General features: G+C 40.6%; 22 protein-coding genes. 11 read left to right on the top strand and 11 right to left on the bottom strand.

Annotation, left to right across the window (positions count from 1 at the left end; genetic code table 11):
• Positions 1 to 11: 11 nt before the first annotated feature.
• From rng to PZ638_RS17075, 5 genes are all read right to left on the bottom strand, one after another.
• Positions 12 to 1481 carry a ribonuclease G gene (gene rng, locus PZ638_RS17055; RefSeq protein WP_004258373.1) on the bottom strand — a complete coding sequence of 490 codons (1470 nt, stop codon included), beginning with the start codon at positions 1479 to 1481 and terminating at the stop codon, positions 12 to 14.
• Positions 1478 to 2065 (bottom strand): Maf family protein, encoded by a 588-nt coding sequence (locus PZ638_RS17060; RefSeq protein ID WP_004258377.1) that lies wholly within the window; start codon positions 2063 to 2065, stop codon positions 1478 to 1480. The genes rng and PZ638_RS17060 overlap by 4 nt, the downstream gene beginning before the upstream one ends.
• Before the next feature lie 35 nt (positions 2066 to 2100).
• The gene (gene mreD, locus PZ638_RS17065) at positions 2101 to 2589 is read right to left on the bottom strand and encodes a rod shape-determining protein MreD (protein ID WP_004258382.1); all 489 of its coding nucleotides are present in this window, start codon (positions 2587 to 2589) and stop codon (positions 2101 to 2103) included.
• A gap of 44 nt (positions 2590 to 2633) precedes the next feature.
• Complete coding sequence (mreC, locus tag PZ638_RS17070; RefSeq protein ID WP_004258388.1) at positions 2634 to 3602, bottom strand: rod shape-determining protein MreC; 969 nt, start codon at positions 3600 to 3602, stop codon at positions 2634 to 2636.
• 84 nt (positions 3603 to 3686) lie between these two features.
• On the bottom strand, positions 3687 to 4730 hold the full coding sequence (locus PZ638_RS17075) for a rod shape-determining protein (protein WP_004908213.1): 1044 nt from the start codon (positions 4728 to 4730) through the stop codon (positions 3687 to 3689).
• A gap of 603 nt (positions 4731 to 5333) precedes the next feature.
• On the opposite strand from PZ638_RS17075, the gene acuI reads away from it, so the two are divergent.
• The 9 genes from acuI to fis all read left to right on the top strand — a co-directional run bounded on the left by acuI (position 5334) and on the right by fis (position 13417).
• Positions 5334 to 6314 carry an acrylyl-CoA reductase (NADPH) gene (acuI, locus tag PZ638_RS17080; protein ID WP_110591209.1) on the top strand — a complete coding sequence of 327 codons (981 nt, stop codon included), beginning with the start codon at positions 5334 to 5336 and terminating at the stop codon, positions 6312 to 6314.
• A 235-nt stretch (positions 6315 to 6549) separates the two neighbouring features.
• The gene (gene aroQ / locus PZ638_RS17085) at positions 6550 to 7014 is read left to right on the top strand and encodes a type II 3-dehydroquinate dehydratase (protein WP_004258402.1); all 465 of its coding nucleotides are present in this window, start codon (positions 6550 to 6552) and stop codon (positions 7012 to 7014) included.
• Between the two features lie 18 nt (positions 7015 to 7032).
• On the top strand, positions 7033 to 7503 hold the full coding sequence (accB, locus tag PZ638_RS17090; protein ID WP_004258405.1) for an acetyl-CoA carboxylase biotin carboxyl carrier protein: 471 nt from the start codon (positions 7033 to 7035) through the stop codon (positions 7501 to 7503).
• Between the two features lie 12 nt (positions 7504 to 7515).
• Positions 7516 to 8862: an acetyl-CoA carboxylase biotin carboxylase subunit gene (gene accC / locus PZ638_RS17095; RefSeq protein ID WP_004258411.1), complete on the top strand. Its 1347-nt coding sequence runs from the start codon at positions 7516 to 7518 to the stop codon at positions 8860 to 8862.
• A 174-nt stretch (positions 8863 to 9036) separates the two neighbouring features.
• Complete coding sequence (locus PZ638_RS17100; RefSeq protein WP_004258419.1) at positions 9037 to 9279, top strand: DUF997 family protein; 243 nt, start codon at positions 9037 to 9039, stop codon at positions 9277 to 9279.
• Positions 9269 to 10729 carry a sodium/pantothenate symporter gene (gene panF / locus PZ638_RS17105; RefSeq protein ID WP_206277226.1) on the top strand — a complete coding sequence of 487 codons (1461 nt, stop codon included), beginning with the start codon at positions 9269 to 9271 and terminating at the stop codon, positions 10727 to 10729. Before PZ638_RS17100 ends, panF begins: the two co-directional genes overlap by 11 nt.
• A 198-nt stretch (positions 10730 to 10927) precedes the next feature.
• On the top strand, positions 10928 to 11812 hold the full coding sequence (gene prmA, locus PZ638_RS17110) for a 50S ribosomal protein L11 methyltransferase (RefSeq protein WP_094961533.1): 885 nt from the start codon (positions 10928 to 10930) through the stop codon (positions 11810 to 11812).
• A gap of 317 nt (positions 11813 to 12129) precedes the next feature.
• Positions 12130 to 13113 carry a tRNA dihydrouridine synthase DusB gene (gene dusB, locus PZ638_RS17115; protein ID WP_004258432.1) on the top strand — a complete coding sequence of 328 codons (984 nt, stop codon included), beginning with the start codon at positions 12130 to 12132 and terminating at the stop codon, positions 13111 to 13113.
• 7 nt (positions 13114 to 13120) lie between these two features.
• Entirely contained in the window at positions 13121 to 13417 is a 297-nt protein-coding gene (gene fis / locus PZ638_RS17120; RefSeq protein ID WP_004258438.1) for a DNA-binding transcriptional regulator Fis, read from the top strand.
• A gap of 78 nt (positions 13418 to 13495) precedes the next feature.
• On the opposite strand, the gene PZ638_RS17125 is transcribed toward fis, so the two are convergent.
• Positions 13496 to 15052 (bottom strand): methyl-accepting chemotaxis protein, encoded by a 1557-nt coding sequence (locus PZ638_RS17125; protein ID WP_094961487.1) that lies wholly within the window; start codon positions 15050 to 15052, stop codon positions 13496 to 13498.
• 472 nt (positions 15053 to 15524) lie between these two features.
• Between PZ638_RS17125 and PZ638_RS17130 the strand changes: the two genes are divergently transcribed.
• On the top strand, positions 15525 to 17660 hold the full coding sequence (locus PZ638_RS17130) for a TonB-dependent receptor (RefSeq protein WP_232368723.1): 2136 nt from the start codon (positions 15525 to 15527) through the stop codon (positions 17658 to 17660).
• A gap of 20 nt (positions 17661 to 17680) precedes the next feature.
• A complete protein-coding gene (locus tag PZ638_RS17135; protein ID WP_164456027.1) occupies positions 17681 to 18658 on the top strand; it encodes an energy transducer TonB in 978 nt (325 codons plus the stop codon).
• 91 nt (positions 18659 to 18749) lie between these two features.
• Here PZ638_RS17135 and PZ638_RS17140 read toward each other — a convergent pair whose 3' ends face one another.
• The 5 genes from PZ638_RS17140 to PZ638_RS17160 form a co-directional block, all read right to left on the bottom strand.
• Positions 18750 to 19931 (bottom strand): aromatic amino acid transporter, encoded by a 1182-nt coding sequence (locus PZ638_RS17140; protein ID WP_239442687.1) that lies wholly within the window; start codon positions 19929 to 19931, stop codon positions 18750 to 18752.
• Positions 19932 to 20060: 129 nt separating this feature from the next.
• Positions 20061 to 21464: a tryptophanase gene (locus PZ638_RS17145; protein WP_004908186.1), complete on the bottom strand. Its 1404-nt coding sequence runs from the start codon at positions 21462 to 21464 to the stop codon at positions 20061 to 20063.
• Positions 21465 to 21995: 531 nt separating this feature from the next.
• Positions 21996 to 22652: a DUF799 domain-containing protein gene (locus tag PZ638_RS17150; protein WP_094961484.1), complete on the bottom strand. Its 657-nt coding sequence runs from the start codon at positions 22650 to 22652 to the stop codon at positions 21996 to 21998.
• Positions 22649 to 23002 (bottom strand): DUF4810 domain-containing protein, encoded by a 354-nt coding sequence (locus PZ638_RS17155; protein ID WP_094961483.1) that lies wholly within the window; start codon positions 23000 to 23002, stop codon positions 22649 to 22651. Before PZ638_RS17155 ends, PZ638_RS17150 begins: the two co-directional genes overlap by 4 nt.
• 9 nt (positions 23003 to 23011) lie before the next feature.
• On the bottom strand, positions 23012 to 23686 hold the full coding sequence (locus PZ638_RS17160) for a CsgG/HfaB family protein (protein ID WP_094961482.1): 675 nt from the start codon (positions 23684 to 23686) through the stop codon (positions 23012 to 23014).
• Positions 23687 to 23947: the final 261 nt, after the last annotated feature.

Genomic DNA, 23947 nt, shown 5'->3' on the forward strand with positions numbered 1-23947 from the left:
CAAATCTCCTTTTACATCATTACGACATCAAAACGTTCCTGACTGTAAAGAGGCTCAGTCTGAACTTTAACTTGCTTTCCAACAAAAATTTCAACTTCTGCAAGGGCGTGTGACTCATCCCCTTTAAGGACATCAACCACCGCTTGGGATGCATAAACTAAGAACCTATCTGCATCGATAGTACGGTGAACACGAACTATTTCACGTAAAATTTCATAACATACCGTTTCTACCGACTTAACGGTTCCGCGCCCTTGGCAAGTCGGGCAATCATCACATAATACGTGTTCTAAGCTTTCTCTTGTACGCTTACGCGTCATTTCGACTAAGCCCAGTTGCGAAAAACCATTAATGGTTGTTTTAACTTTATCTTTACTCAATGCCTGCTCTAATGACGCTAATACACGGCGGCGATGTTCCGGGTCAGCCATATCAATAAAATCAATAATAATAATGCCGCCTAAGTTGCGTAAACGCAGTTGCCTTGCTATCGCTTGGGTTGCTTCGATATTGGTATTAAAGATGGTTTCTTCAAGATTACGGTGCCCAACAAATGCGCCCGTATTAATATCAATGGTCGTCATGGCTTCAGTTTGGTCGATAATCAAATAACCACCTGATTTTAGCTCCACTTTTCGGTCCATTGCTCGCTGAATTTCGTTTTCAACGTCAAACAAGTCAAATATCGGCTGATTCCCTTGATAGAGTTCGAGCTTGGCTGTCATTTCTGGCACATACTCTTCGATAAATTCTTGTAATTGAGTATAGGTCAAACGAGAGTCAACACGAATGCGATCAAGGTGAGCGCCGGCAAAATCACGAATAATGCGGTAAGCAAGTGCTAATTCACCATAAATTTTAGTGCGAGTCACATTGCGTTTTTTTCGTTCAATCACTTTTGCCCACAGGCGTTTTAAGAATGCGGCATCCTGTTTAACTTCCTCTTCCCCGACCCCTTCTGCTGCCGTACGAATGATAAAGCCCCCATTTTCATCACAATACTGTGAAACACACTCTTTTAGGCGTTCTCTTTCATCTTCACTTTCAATACGTTGTGAAACTCCCACATGGGAAGCTCCTGGCATAAAGACCAAATAGCGAGAAGGGAGTGTAATATCCGTAGTTAGGCGAGCACCTTTGGTACCAAGGGGGTCCTTGACGACTTGAACGATTAAATCTTGCCCTTGCTTAACGAGCTCAGCGATGTCCCTGACATGAAAGTTTTTTTGTTCGTCACCCGCAATGCATTCCGTATGGGGCATAATATCCGAAGCGTGCAAAAAGGCCGCTTTATCTAGACCAATATCAACAAAGGCCGCCTGCATCCCCGGTAAGACTCGGCTCACACGGCCTTTGTAAATATTCCCTACTAGCCCTCTTTTTGCTTCTCGTTCAACATGAATTTCTTGTAATATCCCACCATCAATATAAGCAACGCGCGTTTCAGATGGCGTAATGTTTACTAATAGTTCCGCAGTCATGACTTCCCCTTACCATCACTTAACGCTAAAAATCGCTGAATTAGCTCGTCTGTTTCAACCAGTGGTAAACCAACAACCCCATGGTAGCTGCCATTAATTTTACGTATAAAACGCCCACCAATTCCTTGTATTCCATAAGCGCCTGCCTTATCCATTGGCTCACCAGATTGTATATAGTCCCGTATTTCGATTAAAGATAACTCGCGGAATGTCACATCTGTCACAATTAGTGACTGCATTGTCTGTTGACGGTTGGATAAGGCAATAGCCGTCATGACCTGATGGGTTTTTCCTGATAATGCACTTAGCATCTCTTCTGCGTGCTGATTATCTCGCGGTTTTTCTAAAATTTGCCCTGCTAGAACAACGATTGTATCTGCGCCCAAAACCGGTTGATTATCGGGTGCAATCGCAACACCAGCTAAAGATTTATCTCGTGCAAGACGTTGAACATAGTCTTGAGGCAACTCCCCCTCCTGCCACTGTTCTTCTACCTCTGGACGTAAAACCTCAAAGGTATAATTAAGTTGCTGAACAAGTTCACGTCGACGGGGTGAGCCGGACGCAAGATAAATTAAACACATAAACTGTATTCCCAGTCAGACCGACAACTAACACCCTAACATACTGAAAATTGCCGACGTATTTTACGTAAAAGCAAAAATAGCCATGGCCATAGAATACCATTCACTAAGCTATTCCAAAATACTTGCGGGTGGAATAATACTTGTGATGATAGAAATTCAGCCCAAAAAACAGCAAGATCTTGAATGATAGTGAGTAACATAATCACCAGAGCTTGCTGCCACAACGCCATATTACGCAACAATTGGTGTTTATAAGAGACGAGATAGCAAATAATGCTAAAAGAAAGAGCATGCACTCCCAGTGCAGAGCCCTGAATGGAATCTACGATAATCCCTAAAATAAAACTCGTACCAACACTCACTCGGTGTGGTAATGCCATCACCCAATAAGTGAGAATCAACAGAAGCCATGATGGCCGGTAAAAACTGAGTTGTTCCGGCCAAGGCATGACTTGTAAAATCAACGCAATAAAAAACGATAACCAAATGATGGCACGGCCATTTCCGCGATACTCATCCATGCTAATTTACTCTCTTGCCCATAACCATACTGTGTTTCCTCTACTTATGGTTGTGACGTCGGAGCCATTGATGGTGGCAATGGAGGCCCCTGAATTTCATTCGGATTAGGTAACACTTGCGGCAATACTTTCATTAATCGTTCATTTGCTGCACGATAAACTTCCGAAGGCTGTAGTGGCGTTTTAGGGTCGCTATCATTTCCCCATAGTAGCAGAAGGTAGCGTAAACGCTGCAATTCGGCACTCGGCTTCGCGCTGATAATAGTATAAGCACGTTGTGTGTCGTGTTTTACGGCAGAGACCACCCCTACAGGATAACCTTCGGGGAAACGCCCTCCTAACCCTGACGTGACAAGGACATCACCAACACGAATATCGGTATTTTCAGGCAACGGTTCTAATTGGATATCATCAGCACATCCAGAGCCTGCAGCAATAACACGGACATCATTACGTAATACTTGTACTGGCAGTGCATGGGTAGTGTCGCAAATTAACAAAACACGGCTATTAAAGTTACTAACCCCAACCACTTGACCAACTACGCCTTTATCACTAATAACGGGCTGCCCTTCATAAACGCCTTCATTGCTGCCCTTGTCTATAACCACTTGGTCACGATATGGCGTATTCGCGCCTGAAATAACTTGCGTGACCATCATGTGTTCATCTTGACGAAGTGGCGAACCAAGTAACTCCCTTAACCGCGCATTTTCCTGCTTAAGTTGTTCTAAAAGCAAGTTGTCCGCTTTTTTCAGTAATAGCTCTTGGCGTAAGGCTTTATTTTCGAATTGCAATTGTTCTCTTGAAGAGAAGCTTTCGGAGATATTATCTAGAAATTGACGTGGGCCATTGGCTAAAAAATAGAATGGGCTAACCGCCGTGTCTAAGTAGTTACGGACTTTATTGAAAGGCTCAAAGCGATGGTCAATCACCACCAGTACAAGTGCAATGATTACCGCAATAAAAATGCGTAGCTGTAGGGATGGACCTCGCCTAAAAATTGGCTTCATGTGTGGCTAAGTTTCACTAATGTCAGAGGAACAAAAAATAGTCAAAACAGTTGGGGACAGCCCCAACTGTTTCTAAAAGGCCATTTAGTCTTCGCTAAACAGGTCGCCACCGTGCATATCAATCATTTCTAACGCTTTACCGCCACCACGAGCGACACAAGTTAGAGGATCTTCAGCAACGATAACTGGGATACCAGTTTCTTCCATCAATAAGCGATCTAAATTACGAAGAAGCGCGCCACCACCGGTTAAGACCATACCGCGCTCTGAGATATCTGAGGCCAATTCAGGAGGACACTGTTCAAGTGCTAGCATGACTGCGCTGACAATTCCTGTAAGCGGTTCTTGCAATGCTTCTAAAATTTCATTGGAGTTCATCTTAAATCCGCGTGGCACACCTTCCGCAAGGTTACGGCCGCGAACTTCAATCTCGTAAACTTCATCTGTTGGGAATGCAGAGCCAATTCCATGCTTGATGCGTTCTGCTGTCGCTTCACCTATCAGTGAGCCATAGTTACGACGTACATAGTTAATGATGGACTCATCGAAACGGTCACCACCAATGCGTACAGATGAAGAGTAAACAACGCCATTTAACGAAATAACAGCGACTTCTGTAGTACCACCACCAATATCAACAACCATTGAGCCTGTTGCTTCTGATACAGGTAACCCGGCACCAATTGCTGCGGCCATAGGTTCTTCAATTAAGAAGACTTCCCGTGCGCCCGCACTTAACGCTGACTCACGAATGGCTTTACGTTCAACTTGTGTTGCACCAACAGGGACACAAACAAGGACTCGCGGACTTGGGCGTAAAAAACTGTTGCTATGAACTTGTTTGATGAAGTGTTGCAACATTTTTTCAGTCAGGAAAAAGTCGGCGATAACACCGTCTTTCATTGGCCTGATTGCCGAAATATTACCTGGTGTACGTCCCAGCATCTGCTTCGCTTCACCACCGACAGCAGCAACGCTTTTTGGCGATCCAGAGCGGTCTTGACGAATAGCAACTACAGAGGGTTCATTTAATTTTACGCCTTGTCCTTTGACATAAATAAGGGTATTGGCCGTACCCAAGTCAATAGACAAGTCATTAGAAAACATGCCACGAAATTTTTTAAACATAACGAAAGAGTTATCCTGCAAGCTGGGGACGAATTTAAACCCGTCTACTCTACCAACCACTTGAAGCGGTCTCAAGGCGTTAATGAGCTGCTTCTAAAATATGGTTAATTCATCTATTTTTCACGTACCGTACTGTACATGCTTCTTATCTAAACGAAGCAGATAAAAACCCCAAAAACAGATATTAATTGTATTATTTACCTACAGGATAAAATCACACAAAAAAACACCTATTCTTTGGCTGTTATATACTCCATCCTTTTCTTCCCAGTGTGACAAGCTATTATGGCAACAAGTTCAAATATTATTTAGTTCTTTTTATTATTGCTACACACTGGCTATTTCCAATACAAATTGGGTGAATTCGCTGAGTGTTCGCTCTATTATCTACCAGAAACGCGGCAAATTTATGTCAATATGCAAAATGAATCCGTCAAGATGCGATATTTTGCATGATAAAAGCCTATTTATGCCAGAAAAAAATAAATTTTTACAAATTAATTACAATATTAATAGCTTAAATACTGTTACTACGTCAATGAAATACACTCAAATTTTAGTCATTTTCAAAATACATATTTAATCATTATATAGGAGTGAAAGATGAAAGCTCTCGTCCTACAACAAACTGACGAAAAAATCGTCTCTGGCATTCAACCATTAACTACAGAAATGCTTCCAGCCGGAGATATTATAGTCGATATTTATTGGTCTACACTTAATTATAAAGATGCATTAGCTATTTGTGGAAAAGCGGGCGTTGTTCGCCAATACCCGATGGTACCCGGTATCGATTTTTCAGGTGTGATCCACCACAGTGAAGACCCTCGTTTCCAAGTTGGCCAACATGTACTACTGACTGGATGGGGGGTGGGTGAAACGCATTGGGGCGGGTTAGCCTCTCAAGCAAGAGTCCCCGCAAAGTATTTAACCCCTCTTCCAGAAAATTTGTCCTTAAAACAAGCGATGGTTATTGGCACCGCCGGCTTTACAGCAATGCTCTGTGTAAATGCCCTAGAAGAAGCTGGTGTAACTCCTGATAAAGGCGAAGTCATCGTAAGTGGTGCAAGCGGTGGTGTAGGTAGTACTGCCGTGCAATTACTCTCTTTATTAGGTTATGAGGTTGTCGCGATTTCAGGTCGTGAAGAAAACAGCAGCTACCTGCAAAGTTTAGGTGCCAAGAGAGTATTACCTCGTAGTGATTTCACTCATCCTGCTAAACCATTAGACAAACAGTTGTGGGCGGGTGCGATTGATACAGTAGGTGGTGAATTACTCGCTAATCTTCTTGCGCAAACACACTATAATGGGACTGTTGCCGCCTGCGGCTTAGCGGGTGGCTTCGACTTACCAACCAGTGTCATGCCATTTATTTTACGTAATGTCCGCCTACAAGGTGTAGATTCGGTTTACTACCCTGCCGCAAATCGCCCTAAAGTATGGCAACGACTCGCGGAACTTCTACCTCCGTCTTTCTATGAGCAAGTCAGCAATGAGATTAAATTAGAAGATTCTGTCGAATATGCAAAAAAACTCTTAAAAAATGAAGTGACTGGGCGTACGCTAGTCAACCTGCGAGGTTAGTCACCAATTTATTGCGGTACTTTCGCCTAAATAGGGATTACCGCACATTTTCTAAAATAAATTCGGGTATTTTCTCTGATAAGACCAGTATTTTGCTGCTATATGTCACGAAATAATTATAATGACGAACCTTGTCAGTAGAAAATCCATTTATTTTTATGATAAAAGATGACAAACGCTTAGCATCGCGTTATGTTGTCGGGCTATTGATAATATCGTCGGAGTTAGCAGCATAATGGCAGAAGATATTCACATTTTACTCTTGAATGGGCCAAACCTAAACCTGCTAGGTACACGGGAACCCGATAAATACGGCAACCAAACTCTTGCCGATATCGTATCCAAGCTGGAGTCAGAGGCTAGCCAGTTAGGGGTAAAATTGAGTCATTTTCAGTCAAACGCAGAATTTGAACTAATCGATAAAATTCATGCTGCACGTCATGATGTTGATTTTATTCTCATCAATCCGGCTGCATTCACACATACCAGTGTTGCACTACGTGATGCATTACTCGCGGTGAGTATCCCGTTTATCGAGATCCACTTGTCTAATGTGCACGCTAGGGAATCATTTCGCCAACATTCTTATTTCTCCGATAAAGCAATCGGTGTAATTTGTGGTCTAGGTGCTGATGGTTATAGTTTTGCTTTACAGGCAGCGGTTAACCGTCTGCGCCTAATTAATTCAATCCAAATATAAGAGTACGGAATCATATCCATGGATATTCGTAAAATTAAAAAGCTGATCGAGCTGGTCGAAGAGTCTGGCATTTCTGAACTGGAAATTTCTGAAGGTGAAGAGTCAGTACGTATCAGCCGCGTTTCACCTGCTTCCCAGGTTATGGCTGCACCTCAACAATATTACTCAGCACCGGTTGCACAACAACCTGCTTTGGCTAATGCGGTTGCACCATCTGAAGCTATGGTAGCGCCAGCTGCACCTGCTGCGGTTGCTGGTCACCAGGTTCGCTCACCAATGGTCGGTACTTTCTACCGCGCGCCAAGCCCAGAAGCGAAACCATTCGTTGAGATTGGTCAAACGGTCAGCGTTGGTGACCCACTTTGCATCGTTGAAGCGATGAAAATGATGAACCAAATCGAAGCAGATAAAGCAGGCGTTGTTAAAGCCATTCTGTTGCAAAACGGTGATGCAGTAGAATTTGACGAGCCATTAGTTGTCATCGAATAACGAGGCGTTTCCATGCTGGAAAAAATTGTTATTGCTAACCGCGGAGAAATCGCATTACGTATTTTGCGTGCCTGTAAAGAACTCGGCATCAAAACAGTAGCGGTTCACTCTACGGCAGATAGCGATCTAAAACACGTGTTACTGGCTGATGAAACAATTTGTATCGGCCCAGCAGCATCAGCGAAAAGTTACTTAAATATCCCTGCGATTATCTCCGCAGCGGAAATTTCAGGTGCGCAAGCGATTCACCCAGGATATGGTTTCTTGGCTGAAAACGCAGATTTTGCAGAACAAGTTGAAAACTCTGGTTTTGTTTTTATCGGTCCAAAAGCTGAAACCATCCGCCTAATGGGTGATAAAGTTTCTGCAATTAACGCGATGAAAAAAGCCGGTGTACCTTGTGTTCCGGGTTCTGATGGCCCATTAGGGAACGACACTGAAAAAAATAAAGCCATCGCAAAACGTATCGGCTTCCCTGTCATCATCAAAGCATCTGGTGGTGGTGGTGGTCGTGGTATGCGTGTCGTACGCAATGAGAAAGATTTAGAATCTTCGATCAACCTGACACGTGCTGAAGCGAAATCCGCTTTTAATAATGATATGGTTTACATGGAAAAATTCCTTGAAAACCCACGTCATATTGAAATTCAAGTCATGGCTGATGGCCAAGGCCATGCGGTTTACTTGGCTGAGCGTGACTGTTCAATGCAACGTCGCCACCAAAAAGTGGTTGAAGAAGCACCAGCACCGGGTATTACGCCTGAAATTCGCCGTAATATCGGTGAGCGCTGTGCTAATGCATGTATTGAAATCGGTTATCGCGGTGCAGGTACCTTCGAATTTTTATTCGAAAACGGTGAGTTCTACTTCATTGAAATGAATACCCGTATTCAAGTTGAACACCCAGTAACTGAAATGATCACTGGTGTAGACTTAATTAAAGAGCAACTGCGTGTTGCCTCTGGGTTACCATTATCTGTGAAGCAAGAAGATATCGTGGTGCATGGCCATGCTGTTGAGTGCCGTATCAACGCAGAAGACCCGAATACTTTCATCCCAAGCCCGGGTAAAATCACCCGTTTCCACTCACCTGGTGGTTTTGGCGTACGTTGGGAATCTCATATTTACGCAGGCTACACTGTACCTCCGTATTATGACTCAATGATTGGTAAATTAATTACCTATGGTGAAACTCGTGAAATCGCTATTTCTCGTATGAAAAATGCGTTAAACGAATTAATCGTCGATGGTATTAAAACCAATATTGAATTGCACCAAATGATTATGAACGATGAAAACTTCCAAAAAGGTGGAACTAATATCCACTATTTAGAGAAAAAACTGGGTATTGCTGAATAAGTCAGCGATAACCTGTTTAACTTATCGTCAATCGATACCGTAACGCCCTGCGTTACGGTATTTTTTTGTGTTAAATACGCTTTAGTGCACTTTTCTTCTGGTATTTTTCACACTCAGTCCACAGATTATCGTACAATTGCTGATTATTTTTATGGGAATGAAGGGGAATAACGGGTGGATAAACGTTTTCTTCAATCAAATAAAGAAGCGCGCTGGTCATTTTATTTGACTATCGCCTATCTGGTCGGCTGGGTTATTAGTGCCTACCTACCGGACAACACGCTTGGAATTACAGGGCTACCACTGTGGTTTGAATGGTCTTGTCTCATCTTACCCATCATTTTTATTTTGCTCTGCATTATGATGGTTAAACTGATTTTTAAAGACATCTCTTTGGAGGAGAATGATGCAGATTGAAGTTCTCCTGCCTCTCGTCGGCTACCTAGCTCTCGTCTTTTTGCTATCCATTTATGCATATAAAAAACGAACAAAAGGCGAGTTTTTAAATGAATACTTTTTAGGTAATCGTTCAATGGGCGGGTTTGTCCTTGCGATGACCATCACAGCAACCTATATCAGTGCGAGTTCTTTTATTGGAGGGCCGGGAGCTGCCTATAAATATGGCCTAGGTTGGGTGCTATTGGCGATGATCCAACTCCCCGCGATTTGGCTTTCCCTCGGCGTGCTAGGTAAAAAATTTGCTATTTTGGCGCGTCGCTATAATGCCGTTACACTCAACGATATGCTGTATGCACGCTACCAAAGTCGGTTTTTAGTGTGGTTTGCCAGTGTTAGCCTACTCATTGCCTTTTTTGGCGCGATGACAGTGCAATTTATTGGTGGTGCGCGCTTATTAGAAACAGCAGCAGGTATTCCATATACTTACGGGTTAATAATTTTTGGGGTATCTATCGCACTCTATACCGCAATTGGTGGGTTTAGAGCCAGCGTCCTGAATGACGCACTGCAAGGCCTAGTGATGCTTTTAGGTACGGTGATCCTGCTGGTTGCAATTATTTACCATGCAGGTGGTTTACCCGCAGCCATAGAAAAAATGCATACCATAGACCCAAAATTGGTTTCGCCTGAAGGTGCAGATGACATTTTAAGCGGGCCATTTTTAGCTTCGTTTTGGGTTTTAGTCTGTTTTGGGGTGATTGGTTTACCTCATACTGCGGTACGTTGTATTTCATATAAAGACAGTAAAGCAGTTCATCGAGGTATTATTTTGGGAACCATCGTCATGGCGATACTGATGTTTGGTATGCACTTTGCGGGAGCTCTCGGTCGTGCAATTTTACCTGACCTCACAATCCCAGACCAAGTGATCCCTACTTTGATGGTACAAGTTCTACCACCATTTGCAGCGGGAATTTTCTTAGCGGCACCGATGGCCGCAATTATGTCAACGATCAACGCACAACTACTACAGTCCTCGGCAACCATCGTAAAAGATATCTATCTGAATACCATGCCAACACAAATCAAAAATGAAAAGCGTCTTGCACGGATCTCTAGCTTTTCCACTTTGGTCTTAGGTGCATTGCTTTTAGTTGCAGCATGGAACCCGCCTCAGATGATTATCTGGCTGAATTTACTGGCTTTTGGTGGTTTAGAAGCTGTTTTCTTGTGGCCATTAGTCCTCGGGCTCTACTGGGAAAAAGCCAATGGAACAGGTGCTATCAGTGGTATGGTCATCGGAGGCGTCAGTTATGCCACACTGGCTAGCTTTAAAATTGAGATCATGGGTTTCCATGCCATCGTTCCCTCACTGGTTTTTAGCCTTGTTGCCTTCCTTCTAGGTAATCTTTTTGGCAGAAATCCAGTACAATCACCAGCAAACGAACAGGTAACTAGCACTCACTGATTCCTATCTACTGATAGGTGAATTTGGCGTTACCTAATGTAAATGAACAAATGCAATGCTCTAGATAATTCGCGTCATAGATAGGCGGCAAACGAGCTAATCCCTAGGAGCATACACCAATATGTGACTAGGGTTAGTGAGCGCAGCCAACAACGCCATGGCGTGAAGAATGACGAACATTTTAGAAGAGAAAAAACAATGCCTTGGATACAAATCAAAATAAACTCAACCGCAAAAGATGCCGAAGCCCTTGGCGATGAGTTAATCGAAAGCGGTGCTGTGTCTGTCACCTTTCAAGACAGTCACGATACTCCTGTTTTTGAGCCGCTTCCGGGGGAAACGCGTCTTTGGGGTGACACCGATGTTATTGGTCTATATGACGCAGAAACCGACATGAAACTTGTCGTTGCTCAACTAGAAAATAGTCCTCTATTGAGTGCAGGTTTTATCCATAAAATCGAACAATTAGAAGACAAAGATTGGGAAAGAGAATGGATGGATAACTTTCATCCGATGCGCTTTGGGGAACGCTTGTGGATCTGCCCAAGTTGGCGCGATGTGCCCGATCCAACGGCAGTCAACGTAATGTTAGATCCTGGCCTCGCTTTTGGTACTGGCACGCATCCAACCACCTCATTGTGCCTCCAATGGTTAGATGGCCTTGATCTAGAAGGTAAAACAGTGATCGATTTTGGTTGCGGATCTGGGATTTTAGCGATCGCCGCATTAAAATTAGGTGCCGCTCATGCGATCGGGATCGACATCGACCCTCAAGCTATCACTGCAAGCCGCGATAATGCGCAACGTAACGGTGTTTCAGAGCGTTTATCTCTATACCTACCAAAAGACCAGCCTAATGACTTACAAGCTGATGTCGTGGTTGCTAACATCCTTGCTGGCCCATTGCGTGAGCTCGCCCCGATGATTAGCGTGCTACCCCGCCCAGGTGGGTTATTAGGTCTTTCTGGCGTGCTCGCCACTCAAGCAGAAGGAGTGGCTGACGCTTATCGTTCAACTTTTGAAATCGACCCTGTTGCTGAAAAAGAAGAATGGTGCAGGATTACGGGTGTCAAGCATTTTTAATGAGTTTTTTTATTAAAATTAGAGAATAATTTCTTTGAAAACAACGCCAGAATAGATTATCTTATAGCTCAAATATTGCTCAATAGCTGGCGATAATCTGTTCTGCACGAGATTTGAACAGCACAACAGTTATTTTAATAAATCGTTATAATACCTACTTAACTATTTGTTAAATATAACTAATTTTATAATTGCAAAGATGCAAGATAAAAAAATTAGTGATAAATAACCGTTTGCTCAAAGTTTGTCCTTTCATATCTCGTAAAAAATGCGTAATATACGCGCCCTTGCAGTCACAGTATGGCCCCCATTTAGTTATGCGAATCGGACAATATCAGTTGAGAAACTGTCTTATTGCTGCCCCCATGGCAGGCATTACAGATAAACCGTTTAGGTCGCTCTGTTATGACATGGGTGCTGGGATGACAGTATCAGAGATGCTTTCTTCTAATCCTCAAGTTTGGAAGACCGACAAATCTAGACTCAGAATGGTTCATCGCGATGAACTTGGGGTTCGTTCCGTGCAAATAGCTGGCAATGATCCCGATGAAATGGCTGCCGCGGCTCAAATCAACGTTGAGAGTGGCGCTCAAATCATCGATATCAACATGGGCTGTCCAGCTAAAAAAGTGAATCGTAAGCTTGCAGGCTCTGCACTACTACGCTATCCAGACATCGTTAAATCGATTCTTGAAGGTGTCGTCAAAGCAGTGGATGTGCCTGTCACCCTTAAGATCCGCACAGGCTGGTCACCTGAAGAGCGAAACTGCATAGAGATTGCCAAATTGGCCGAAGATTGCGGCATTCAAGCTCTCACTATTCATGGCAGAACTAGAGCCTGTCTGTTTAATGGGGAAGCTGAATATGACAATATTCGGGCAGTTAAGCAGACTGTTACCATTCCGGTTATTGCCAATGGCGACATTACTGACCCGCTAAAAGCCAGAGCTGTTTTAGACTACACAGGGGCGGATGCCTTGATGGTAGGCAGAGCGGCTCAGGGAAGACCCTGGATCTTCCGGGAAATCCAGCATTATCTGGACACAGGTGAAATATTGCCACCAATGCCAATGGCAGAGGTCAAGCGTATTATGCTAGCGCATGTACAGGAATTGCACGACTTTTACGGTCAAGGCAAAGGAGCCCGTATAGCGCGCAAACATGTTTCTTGGTACTTAAAAGAACATGCACCTGATGACCAGTTTCGGCGCTCATTCAACACCATTGAGGATGCCAGCGAACAGCTGGAGGTGTTGGAGGCATTTTTTGAAAATTTTTGCGTAAATAAAGATAAGAGCTGACAGAACTATGTTCGAACAACGCGTAAATTCTGACGTACTAACCGTTGCTACTGTAAATTCACAAGATCAAGTAACTCAAAAACCGTTACGTGACTCAGTTAAGCAAGCACTGAAGAACTATTTTGCTCAATTAAATAATCAAGATGTTAATGATTTATATGAGCTGGTATTGGCTGAAGTAGAACAGCCTTTGTTGGACATGGTTATGCAATATACCCGTGGAAACCAGACCCGTGCAGCCCTGATGATGGGTATCAACCGCGGCACTCTGCGTAAGAAACTGAAAAAATACGGCATGAACTAATCCTAGTCGGTTAATGCAGTGTTTTTGTGAGCCCTCACTGTGATGCAGTGAGGGCTTTTTATTTGCAAAAATAATGTGCTAGACCGTTTGTATGGATAAATTGAACTGCTGAACCGCTTGTTGTAATTCTTGCGTTTGCCCCGCTAATGAACTAGCTGCAGTTGCCACTTGTTCAACTAAAGAGGCATTTTGCTGTGTAACGCCGTCCATCTGTGTAATCGCGACTCCAACTTGGGCTATTCCTTTGCTCTGCTCTTCTGAAGCCACTGTGATTTGCTCCATAATTGCTGTTACCTCATTAATTCCCTGTAAGATATTCTCCATCGTTTTTCCCATTTCATTCACCAAACCCGTTCCTTTCTGAACGCAAGCTCCTGAATCGGCAATTAGTCGTTCAATTTCCATCGCGGCTTCCGCACTGTGGCTCGCTAACTTGCGCACTTCCGCAGCGACTACCATAAAACCGCGTCCATGCACACCAGCACGAGCCGCTTCGATAGACGCATTGAGCGCTAAGATATTCGTTTGAAAACTAATATCGTTAATCATGTTGATAATATCTGCTATTTTTTGTGAGCTTTGGGAGATTTCAGTCATGGTCACGACAACAGAATCAACAATGCTATTCCCTTTATTAGCGACCACGAACGCTTCGCCTACTAATTGATTAGCTTGGTGTGTGTTTTCCATATTCAGTTGAACTGCAGCGGTAATTTCCTCCATACTCGCAGCCGTCTCTTCTAAAGCGGCGGCCTGCTCTTCTGTTCGAGATGAAAGATCGCTATTACCGTTTGAAATCTCACTTGCCCCCAGATAAATATTTTCACTTCCTTGTCGGATTGTATTGACCGATTCACTTAAATCTTTTCTCATCCCTTCAAGTATTGGAAATAATTTTCCTACACAGCTATTTCCGAACGGCTGTACAGGATGGCTTAAATCCCCTTTCGCAATTTGAGTAAAATGTTGCCTCAGTAGCCCTAATGGTTTTTGCATCATCTCTGCCATATAGCGATCCGTAAAAATGAGCATGAAGATCCCTAATATAGCTGTAACGATCATGACCACTTGTGTAATATCTATCACGCTATCGACATTCTGCCGAGTATGGCTGATCAATTCATCAGCCGTCTGATTAAATTGCTGAATTGAAGCGCCAAAAGCTCGGCTTAATGCAGGTGTTACATTATGGGCATGCGCTAAATATTTGTCCGAATCGTTGTCCATACTCAATGCGAGTTGAGGCGTGACGCCATCATCTAGCAGTGATTGCCAATTATTGATCACCAAATCTGATACTTCAGGATCCATCGGTCCAGGAGAAATCGACTTCATTTGCTCTAAATATTTCCCCATATTGGACATCGCTTCTTTTACAGGGGCATAATCCACATCTTTCCCTTGGCTTTTACTTTCCATGACTCGAGTTAGTCGTGTGACAAAACGAAAATACTGATCATTTCCTTGACTAAGGACGGTCATTTGTTGCACCAATTGCCTATCAATATCATTTCCATCAGCAATGCGTGATAATGACCAACCACTGTATACATTCGTTCCCCCCAAGATCAGGCACAAGATACTTAATAATACGAAGACCACAGTGCGGATTGAGTAATTTCGAAGTTTCTGCATAGAATTTCTCTTTCGCTGGGATAAAATAAGGATATTTAACTTTATCGGCACTATAGAGAAATATTTTAACCACTGTATTTGGTTGATTTTTACCCAAAATAAGTAAAAGCACTTATATTTCAAAAGGGTTACTATTTGATTTTGGAAATCAAAGAATAATAAAAATTTGAGATTAATATGAGGAATTTGAAGTAGATCGCTAAATGCAAACATCCAACCTGGGTAAATGAACCATCCTTATCGCTATTATCACACCTAACCTAGCGCAAAAATTGCTACCCACTCAATTAGACACTCCGCTAAGTCAACAGCTTATTTTCACTTAAATCAAATAATTAGCTACAGAATAAATTTGTTTAAATTAATTGATCTTGAAACTAACAATAATATAATAAGATTGATTATCATTTGCATTATCATTACAAAAGGCAAGCCTACTCCAATGAAAAACATTTCCTCCGTTGGAAACAATATGGTTAAATTTAAGCCAAGTTTTATTTGTTTCATTATTTTATCAACACTTTCTTTTACGACACATGCAGCCAATAAAGAACTTGAATCACCACAACTTCAAGAAACAACTGATGCTATTGAGCTACAAGATAGTTATGCACGACCTGACTATGTTGAAATAGAACGTTTACGAGACACCAAACAAATTATTGTTATTTCAAAAGAAGATATTCAAGGCAAAGGAAACCGCACAATCTCTGATGTGCTTAAATCCGTTCCTGGTATTAGTGTCGATACCTCTGGACAAGGTAATATTGACTTGCGGGGACAAGGGGCTGAAACCTCACAACGTAATCTACAAGTGTTACTTGATGGGGCTCCAATTACCACATTAGCAAATCACCCTTATACCACTAACTACGATATTATTCCCGTTGAACAACTTGAGCGTATTGAAATCATTCCCGGTGGCGGAAGCGTTATTTACGGCTCAGGGACTGCAGGTGGAGTCATTAATATAACGTCAAACCTGAGAAGTATGGCTAATCCCAAAACAAGTGTTTTATCTGAATGGAACTCAGAAGGATATCGCTTAAATGCTAATTTGGGAGCTCGGGTGAGTGATACCTTTTCAATTTTAGGTACTGCCAGTAAACTAAACCGTGATCTTTACTATAAAGATACCTACCGTAATTCAGAATATTATTCACTAGGCGGTAGATGGGATCTGACTCCAGATCAAAGCCTCATGTTGAGAGGAAGTCATCTCACTGAAAGTTCTCAGTACGTAAAAACGCTCACATCACGTAATATCAAAAAGTATGGTAAAGACTACGTTCCACCAGACAAAACCGTCACTGTCGGTATTGATGAGAATGGTAAACTAATTAAAAAAACGATCAGTGGTTATTTGATCGGTGACCGCGAAGTCGATAGCTATAATTTAAGTTACCAAAATGCATTTACGGAAAAACTCAATTTTGCTACAGATGTTTTCTACACTGATGGTTTTTATACTAATAATGCCAACTGGGAACAAAAAGTTAATCAAAAAAGCCACGGAACAAAAATCAAATTAGATATCGGCTATCTCGATGATAGCAATCTACTTTTTGGCGTAGATTATGCCAAACAAAAGGCTTCTATTCATTATATTGGGAGCTATAAAAAAGATAGTAAAGGCCGATATTATGGGGTTCCTCATAATTTTGATTATGATAAAACAACAAAGGCAATTTATGCTCTTAACAGTCTTAAATCAGATCAATTTGTATTTACTCAAGGGTTGAGACGTGAATTGTCGGAATGGTCATTTGATAAAAGTGGCACAGTAAATGGGTCTGGCACTTCAGACCGTTGGAATACGGCAGCTGAACTTTCTCTTGCTTACCTTTATCGCGATACTGGCCGAATTTATGGGCGATATGAACGAGGCTACACCCTTCCCGATGGCTTGCAAATCAGCGACCAATCTGTCGTTAATGGTGAGAAAATTTATACTCCGACTAAGGCCGAAGATGAGAAATATGACTTATTTGAGGTCGGTTTAAGAGATAAATTAGCATTTAGTACTGTCAATATCACATTCTGGACATCTAATACGAATAACCAGCTAAATCGTATTTATCTCACTAGTGTCAATGATGCTAAGACAATGAATTTGTTGAAAACTCGCCGTTGGGGAGCCGATGTTGACTTCCAACAAACGCTCGGTAATTTCACCTTCCAAGAATCATATTCATGGCTCAGAGGACGTTCTGATTATAACAATCATGGCCGCCAGTTTTTGGAAGAAAACGGCAAAAATACCATTGATTACACGAAAAGTGGTTTAACTAAAGTGCCAGAGCACTCCGTTAAACTAAAAGTAAAATACGATTTTACCGATGATTTATCGGGAGACATTCAGTATACCTATTATGGTTCGTACAATAATTTCCTTTCTGATGCCAATAAAGAAGAAGATGGCGTAGTTAAATCACGTGAACTCATTGACCTCAGTGTTCGTTACGCGCCGATTGAACACATCGAATTATATGGCGGGGTCACTAACTTAATGAACAAAACTTACTACGACTATGTTACCGCAGGTTATGGCTCATTAATTCCTGGAAATGAGCGCTCATTTTTTGCAGGCATTAAAGCTACCTATTGATTAAAACAGGAAATGTTTCAGTGACTATAAACCCGTTTTTTCGTTATAAACTTGCTTTAGCACTGTCACTCGTTATCCATATTATTGCCATTATGTTTATCGCCCTACAAACAGGTAGGGCGGTACCTATAGTCGAGGGTGTGGAAACGATAACTCTATCTCTAGGGGGACAAATGGGCTCCTCAGGGGGCACAGGAGAGCAGAGTAATAAAAAACAAGTGCAATCACATGAAGTTATATCAGAATCCCCTTCAAGGGCTGAAGCTGCTTCCCAACAGAAGCAGATGAGCAAGTCTCAACCTAATGAAAGTGAAATACCTTCAAAAACTCAACTTAAAAATTCATTGATTCCTGTGAATGTTCCCGTTGATAACACGGTTGAATCGCCTTTACTCACACAAAAAACAAAAGAAAAAACAAAACCGGAAATCAGTCAGTCCGTACAAGGGAAAAAGCCAAAAGAACAAAGTAAGCTACTGAACAATAACACTAAAAATAACACAGAAAATCAACTTATTGCCAATAAGATAAGCCATGAAACGCAGCAAGGCTCACAAGAAGCAGCTAAAGAAATACCACTCCATTCAACTGCTGAAAATCAATCTTCCACAAGCCCATCAGCTTCAGAAAGTGGTCAAAGTGGTAAAGGGAATAATAGATTATCTGGTAATAGCCAATTTGCTGCTAATGGTGATGGCAGCTATACCGCACTCGGTTCGAGTGGTATTTCCTATACAATTTTACAGGATGCGGCTCCTAGGTATCCGAAAGAGGCTCGTTCCTTAGGCTATACAAAAGTTGTTAAAGTGCAAATTCGGTTATTAGTTGGATTAGATGGTCAAATTGAATCCGTTGAAATACTAAATAACAAAATTCCTGATTTAGGTTTTAGAGAAGAAGCGGTTAAAGCAATTAAAAAAATGGCCTTTAAACCCATTATTTATCAAGGTCAAAATATTAAAATGTACTTTAAAAAAACCGTTATATTTCAATATTAGCCTACAATCCGCCATATCGTTGGATAGAAAAAAGGTACAGCGAACCCTCACTGTACCTTTGCAGTTATTTTACAGCTTGTATTTTGAAAAATTAACGGTATATCGGTAACAAATTAAACTGCGCTAACAATTGGCAAATAATGCCGACTACTCCAAAGGCGATAACGGCATAGATTAACCCTTTTCCGCCCCACACTTTGAATCTCGAATCAGGAAAACGCTCTCTTACCTTTAATGCCATAACTGCAGGGCAAATAATCGCCCAGATACATGCAGCCATACCTGCATATGCTATTGCGATTAAAAAACCATTTGGGAATAACATGCAAAGAATAAGAGGAGGCAAGAAGCATAATAATGCAGATTTCATTCTACCTGATGGGTTGTCCTTAAAATTCAACGAAGCAAGAATGTAATCAAATAACCCAATTGCAACACCTAAGAATGAGCAAAATACAGCACTAATAGAGAACCACAGTAAGAATGTCGCAATATTTTTGCTATTCAGTACCGCATATAGTGATTCAATAAAAGCATCTAAATTACCACCTTTATTAATTATTGTTAAAAACTCTGCCCGCGGCAGATTTCCCATTGTCCCCATGATCCAGAGAAAATAGAGCACCAATGCCAATACACAACCGATAACACAACTTTTAACGACCTTTCTTTCATTCTCATGATACAGCTTATACAAGCTACAAACATTCCCATGATAACCAAAAGAAGTAATTGCATAAGGAATAATAATAAAAACAAAAGGTAATAACGCTGTTTGTCCTCCTTCAACGGGGGAAGTTAATAGTAAATCTGTTTTTACGATAAAAAATAAACCGGAGAAAGCTAAAATAAACAGAATTATTTTAATGAATAAAAATAATGATGTTAGACGACTTGCCCCTACACCACTCCACCAGATGCTCGCACCTAGAATTAATGTAAAAATAATAAATATTAATCTTAAATTAATATTGTATCCGTAAATGGCGGCAGCTTCTTTAATAACTGAACCTGCTGCTGATATATAGGCATAAATTAGTATGTAGAGTACAAATATTAATGCCATATTTGCAATATAGCATGCCCATCTGGGTAATAATTCTTTAGAGATAAAAAAGTAATTTGTTCCTGCTCCATATTTCGATATACATTCTAAAATATAAATCCCTGAATGAAACATAAAAAAGCAAACAACTAACAAGATAACTACAGAGTTAATAAACCAAGCTCCAGCCATAATAGTAGGCAAGCTAAACATCCCCGCCCCAATCATGGCACCGCCTAGCACAAAACCCCCTACCATTATGGAGGGTTCTTTTTTGGCTGCCGAATTATTCATGGTGTTTACCTTAAGAATAAGGATGAGGTTCCCGCATTGCACGGGAACCATACGAGCGACCTATTATTTAATTGGTTTTAATCTAGCAGTAAAGTGTCTTAATACTGGCGGTTCATATTCAAAATCCAGCCCTTTGAGGGTTGCAAATTTATCTTTTAAACCAATCAGAGCATCTGCAATGTAATCCATATGGTCATTGGTATAAACACGTCTTGCAATGGTTAACCGCATAAACTCCATATCTGCGTGTTTTTGCTTACCAGTTTCAGGATCACGCCCTAATAAAAATGAACCAATTTCAACCGCACGGACACCTGATTCTAAATAAAGTGCGTTAATCACCGCTTGGGCAGGGAACTGATCACCAGGAATATGAGGAACCAGCTTTTTACAATCGACAAATACGGCATGTCCCCCTGTAGGATATTGAATTGAAATTCCACCTTCACGTAAGCGGTCACCTAAATATTTAACTTGGCCAATACGATAATGTAGATATTCTTCTCCAGCCCCTTCTTCAAGACCTTGTACCATTGCTGCCATATCACGACCCGCTAAACCGCCATAGGTCACGAAGCCTTCCATTGGTACACAGCGTTGTCTTGCCAACGTAAAGATTTTCTCGTCATTTTTAATACAAACCAACCCACCAATATTTAATAATGGGTCTTTTTTCGCTGACATCGTTAATGCATCAGCATATTTATACATATCAAGAATAATTTCTTTAATAGTCGAGTTTTTATATTTAGGGTCGCGCTCTTTAATAAAATACGCATTTTCACAGAAACGTGCAGAATCCATGACAACAAAGATATTATGCTGTTTAGCTATTTCATAAACTTCTTTCAAATTCGCCATTGATACTGGCTGACCGCCTGCACTATTACAAGTTACAGTAGATACAATTGCGACTACGTTTTCTGCACCATGCTCAGCAATATTATCTTTTAATTTTTGGATATCAAAATTGCCTTTCCAGTCATCGTAAGTATCCGAGTCATAGGCTTTTTCGGTAACAATATTAATTGCTTTACAACCGTTTAATTCAACATGAGCTGCTGTTGTATCAAAGTGGAAATTAGAAATAAAGACTGGTTTTTTAGCTCCACCTTGTTCCTGTTTTACTTTTAATAAAACAGGGAATAACATATTTTCAGCACCACGACCTTGGTGAGCAGGAATGACATAATCATAGTCAAACATCTCTTTCACTTTATCTTTTAAATCATAATAGTTACGAGATCCTGCATATGCCTCATCACCGGTGATCATTGCTGCCCATTGGTGGTCACTCATCGCATTGGTGCCTGAGTCAGTTAATAAATCAATATAAACTGCACTACTTGGTAATAAGAATGGGTTATATCCCGCTTCTTTTAACGCCGCTTCACGTTCTTCTCTTGATGGAATACGGATATTTTCTACCATTTTAATACGGAATGGTTCTACAATTCTTTTAGCCATGATAATACCTTTAATTTTTCATTAAATAATAAATATTAGAGATCTAACCTATAGTTAAATAAGTTAAAAAATTTTAAGAAAGGAAAAGAGAAAGGTTATTTGTTTGGAAAGAAGAAGGCTAAAGAAATATCAATATTGAACCATTTCTTCATATAGAAGAAATACCTTGATATAAGTGATTCGTTTAACAAGAACATACTATGACTCCTATCAACGAGGAATTAGTACAACCGACTATTATTATATATATAACAGTTGGGTTACCAAAGTAATCGCTATTGTCATAATATTGTACCTATATCACACTATTAGTGAGATAGACTAGAACAACTTGATTCAAGTCACAGTATTAACCCATATATTAAATAAGAGTTTAATATTATTATTTTTAGTTTAATCATCCCAATTAAAAAACGTATAAACAATGTAACACGATAATTAAATAAGTTAATTTCACTTAAATAACATTTAACTTAAATAAAATGGGCAAAATATTTTATTCTATTTTGCCCATTATTCAATAATTAATAATTACTGAGCATCTTTACCATATTTAGGCGATCTAGGCCCATATAAGATACCATTAGGCTTACCTGCAGATAATAACCTGACACTTGTTATACCTGCAATTGCATAGCTTTTATCTGTCATTGTATCTACGATTTGGTTAACAACAGCAGATACTAATGCCCCAATAATACCATTTGACGAGGAATTATTTTCAGCACTAGATGCAGTCGCTGAGCCACTCCATAATAACGTTCCTGTTCTAGCGTCAACCAATTTCGCATCCGCAGTGACACGAGTATCACTAGAAATAACCTGATAACTTGTACCGTATTCAGTGATATTCAAGTAAAGTACGGCATCATTACCAAAAATTTCGCGCAATTTTGCAGGTGGAACAGCTTGAATGTCACCTGCATTTGTCATCCCATTTTGCTTAAATGTTTCCTCAACAACAGCAACAGGGAAAACATAGTAGCCAGCCTCAGCTAAAGGAAGAGTCGCTTGTGATAATAAACCATGACTTGCTTGTACTTCTGGTGAACTGTTTTGTGGTAATAGCACCAGAATACTTTTAGGCTTACTTTGATTAAATGCCGTGTAATCAACTTTAGTTGGCTGAGCACATCCCGTTAATAACCATGTCATCACCAATCCGCAGACTATAAGTAAATGTTTCATTTTACTTTTCCTTTATTTTTCATGAGAAAATCCATGTAAGCCGCAGATTCTGGATACAATGCTTTTTCCGCAGTAAATTCTTGCATTGCAAGATCAACCGCTCCAGTTGTTGAATACAATAACCCTAAATGCGCATGCAACCCTGGCGGAGTTGCTAAACCTTTTGCTTTGCTCATTTCCAAATTCTTTTTCAAAGCTTGAATTTGTTCTTGAGGGCCAGTTTCTGTTTGTTGGTAATATTGGTAGACCGTTGTTTGATAACCATCCCAGTTATATAGTGGTTTGGGTTCATTAGCGCAGCCATTTAATAAAATTACGCCGGCTACCATAGCCAATAATTTAATTTTCATCGTATTTCCTTATTTAGCTGGCTGCCATGCACCACTTTCTATACCAGAAACTAAGTTATTTACCGCTTCCCTAATTGCTAAATCTAATACTTTACCATTCAATGTTGAGTCATAACTGGCAGTGCCACCAAAACCAATCACTTCTCTATTTGATAATTCATATTCACCAGCACCTTGTGAAGAAAAGACCACTTCAGATGTTTGAACATTAACAACGTTTAAATTGACTTTGGCGTAAGCGACCTGTGATTTACCACGACCTAAAATACCGAATAACTGGCGATCCCCAACTTCTTTTCGCCCAAATTCAGTAACATCACCAGTAATTACATAAGTTGCACCTTTTAACTGTTGCGACTGACCTTTAATACCAGCTTCTTCTTTAAGTTCTTGCATATTTGCACGGTCTAATACATTAAAACGACCCGTTTGCTGTAAATGTGTCATCAAAATGGTTTTAGATTGATTACCTAAACGATCAACCCCATCAGAGAAAATGCCATTCATATAACTAGAACGATTATCAAATTTCCCTATTGATATTGGGCTTTTTGGGCCTGAATATTGAGTATTATATGTCGCAACTTTTTCTACGGCTAAAGAACGAGAAGATTCTTTAGCACAACCACTTAATAATGCACTTGCAATAAGAATAGATGCAATGCTGATTTTGGATATATTCATTTAGCTATCTCAATTAAAATAAAATTAGAATTAGAATTAATTTTGCATTGCTATTTTGCATTAAATGAAAAGTAGGGTCTAGTCAATCTTACTTATTTTTTATCTGACATTTAGTTTGTTTTTTAATGACTGCAATACTCATAAAGTAACCAAGGTTTACTAATATTTAATCAAATGGTTGATTAAATATTAATACATCTATAAAGAATAATTAGCTAGTAATCTTTAATGATGATATTGAATATCATCATCTATAGTTAA

The organism is Providencia hangzhouensis (assembly GCF_029193595.2).
In the GTDB taxonomy this organism is placed as follows: Bacteria; Pseudomonadota; Gammaproteobacteria; order Enterobacterales; family Enterobacteriaceae; genus Providencia; species Providencia hangzhouensis.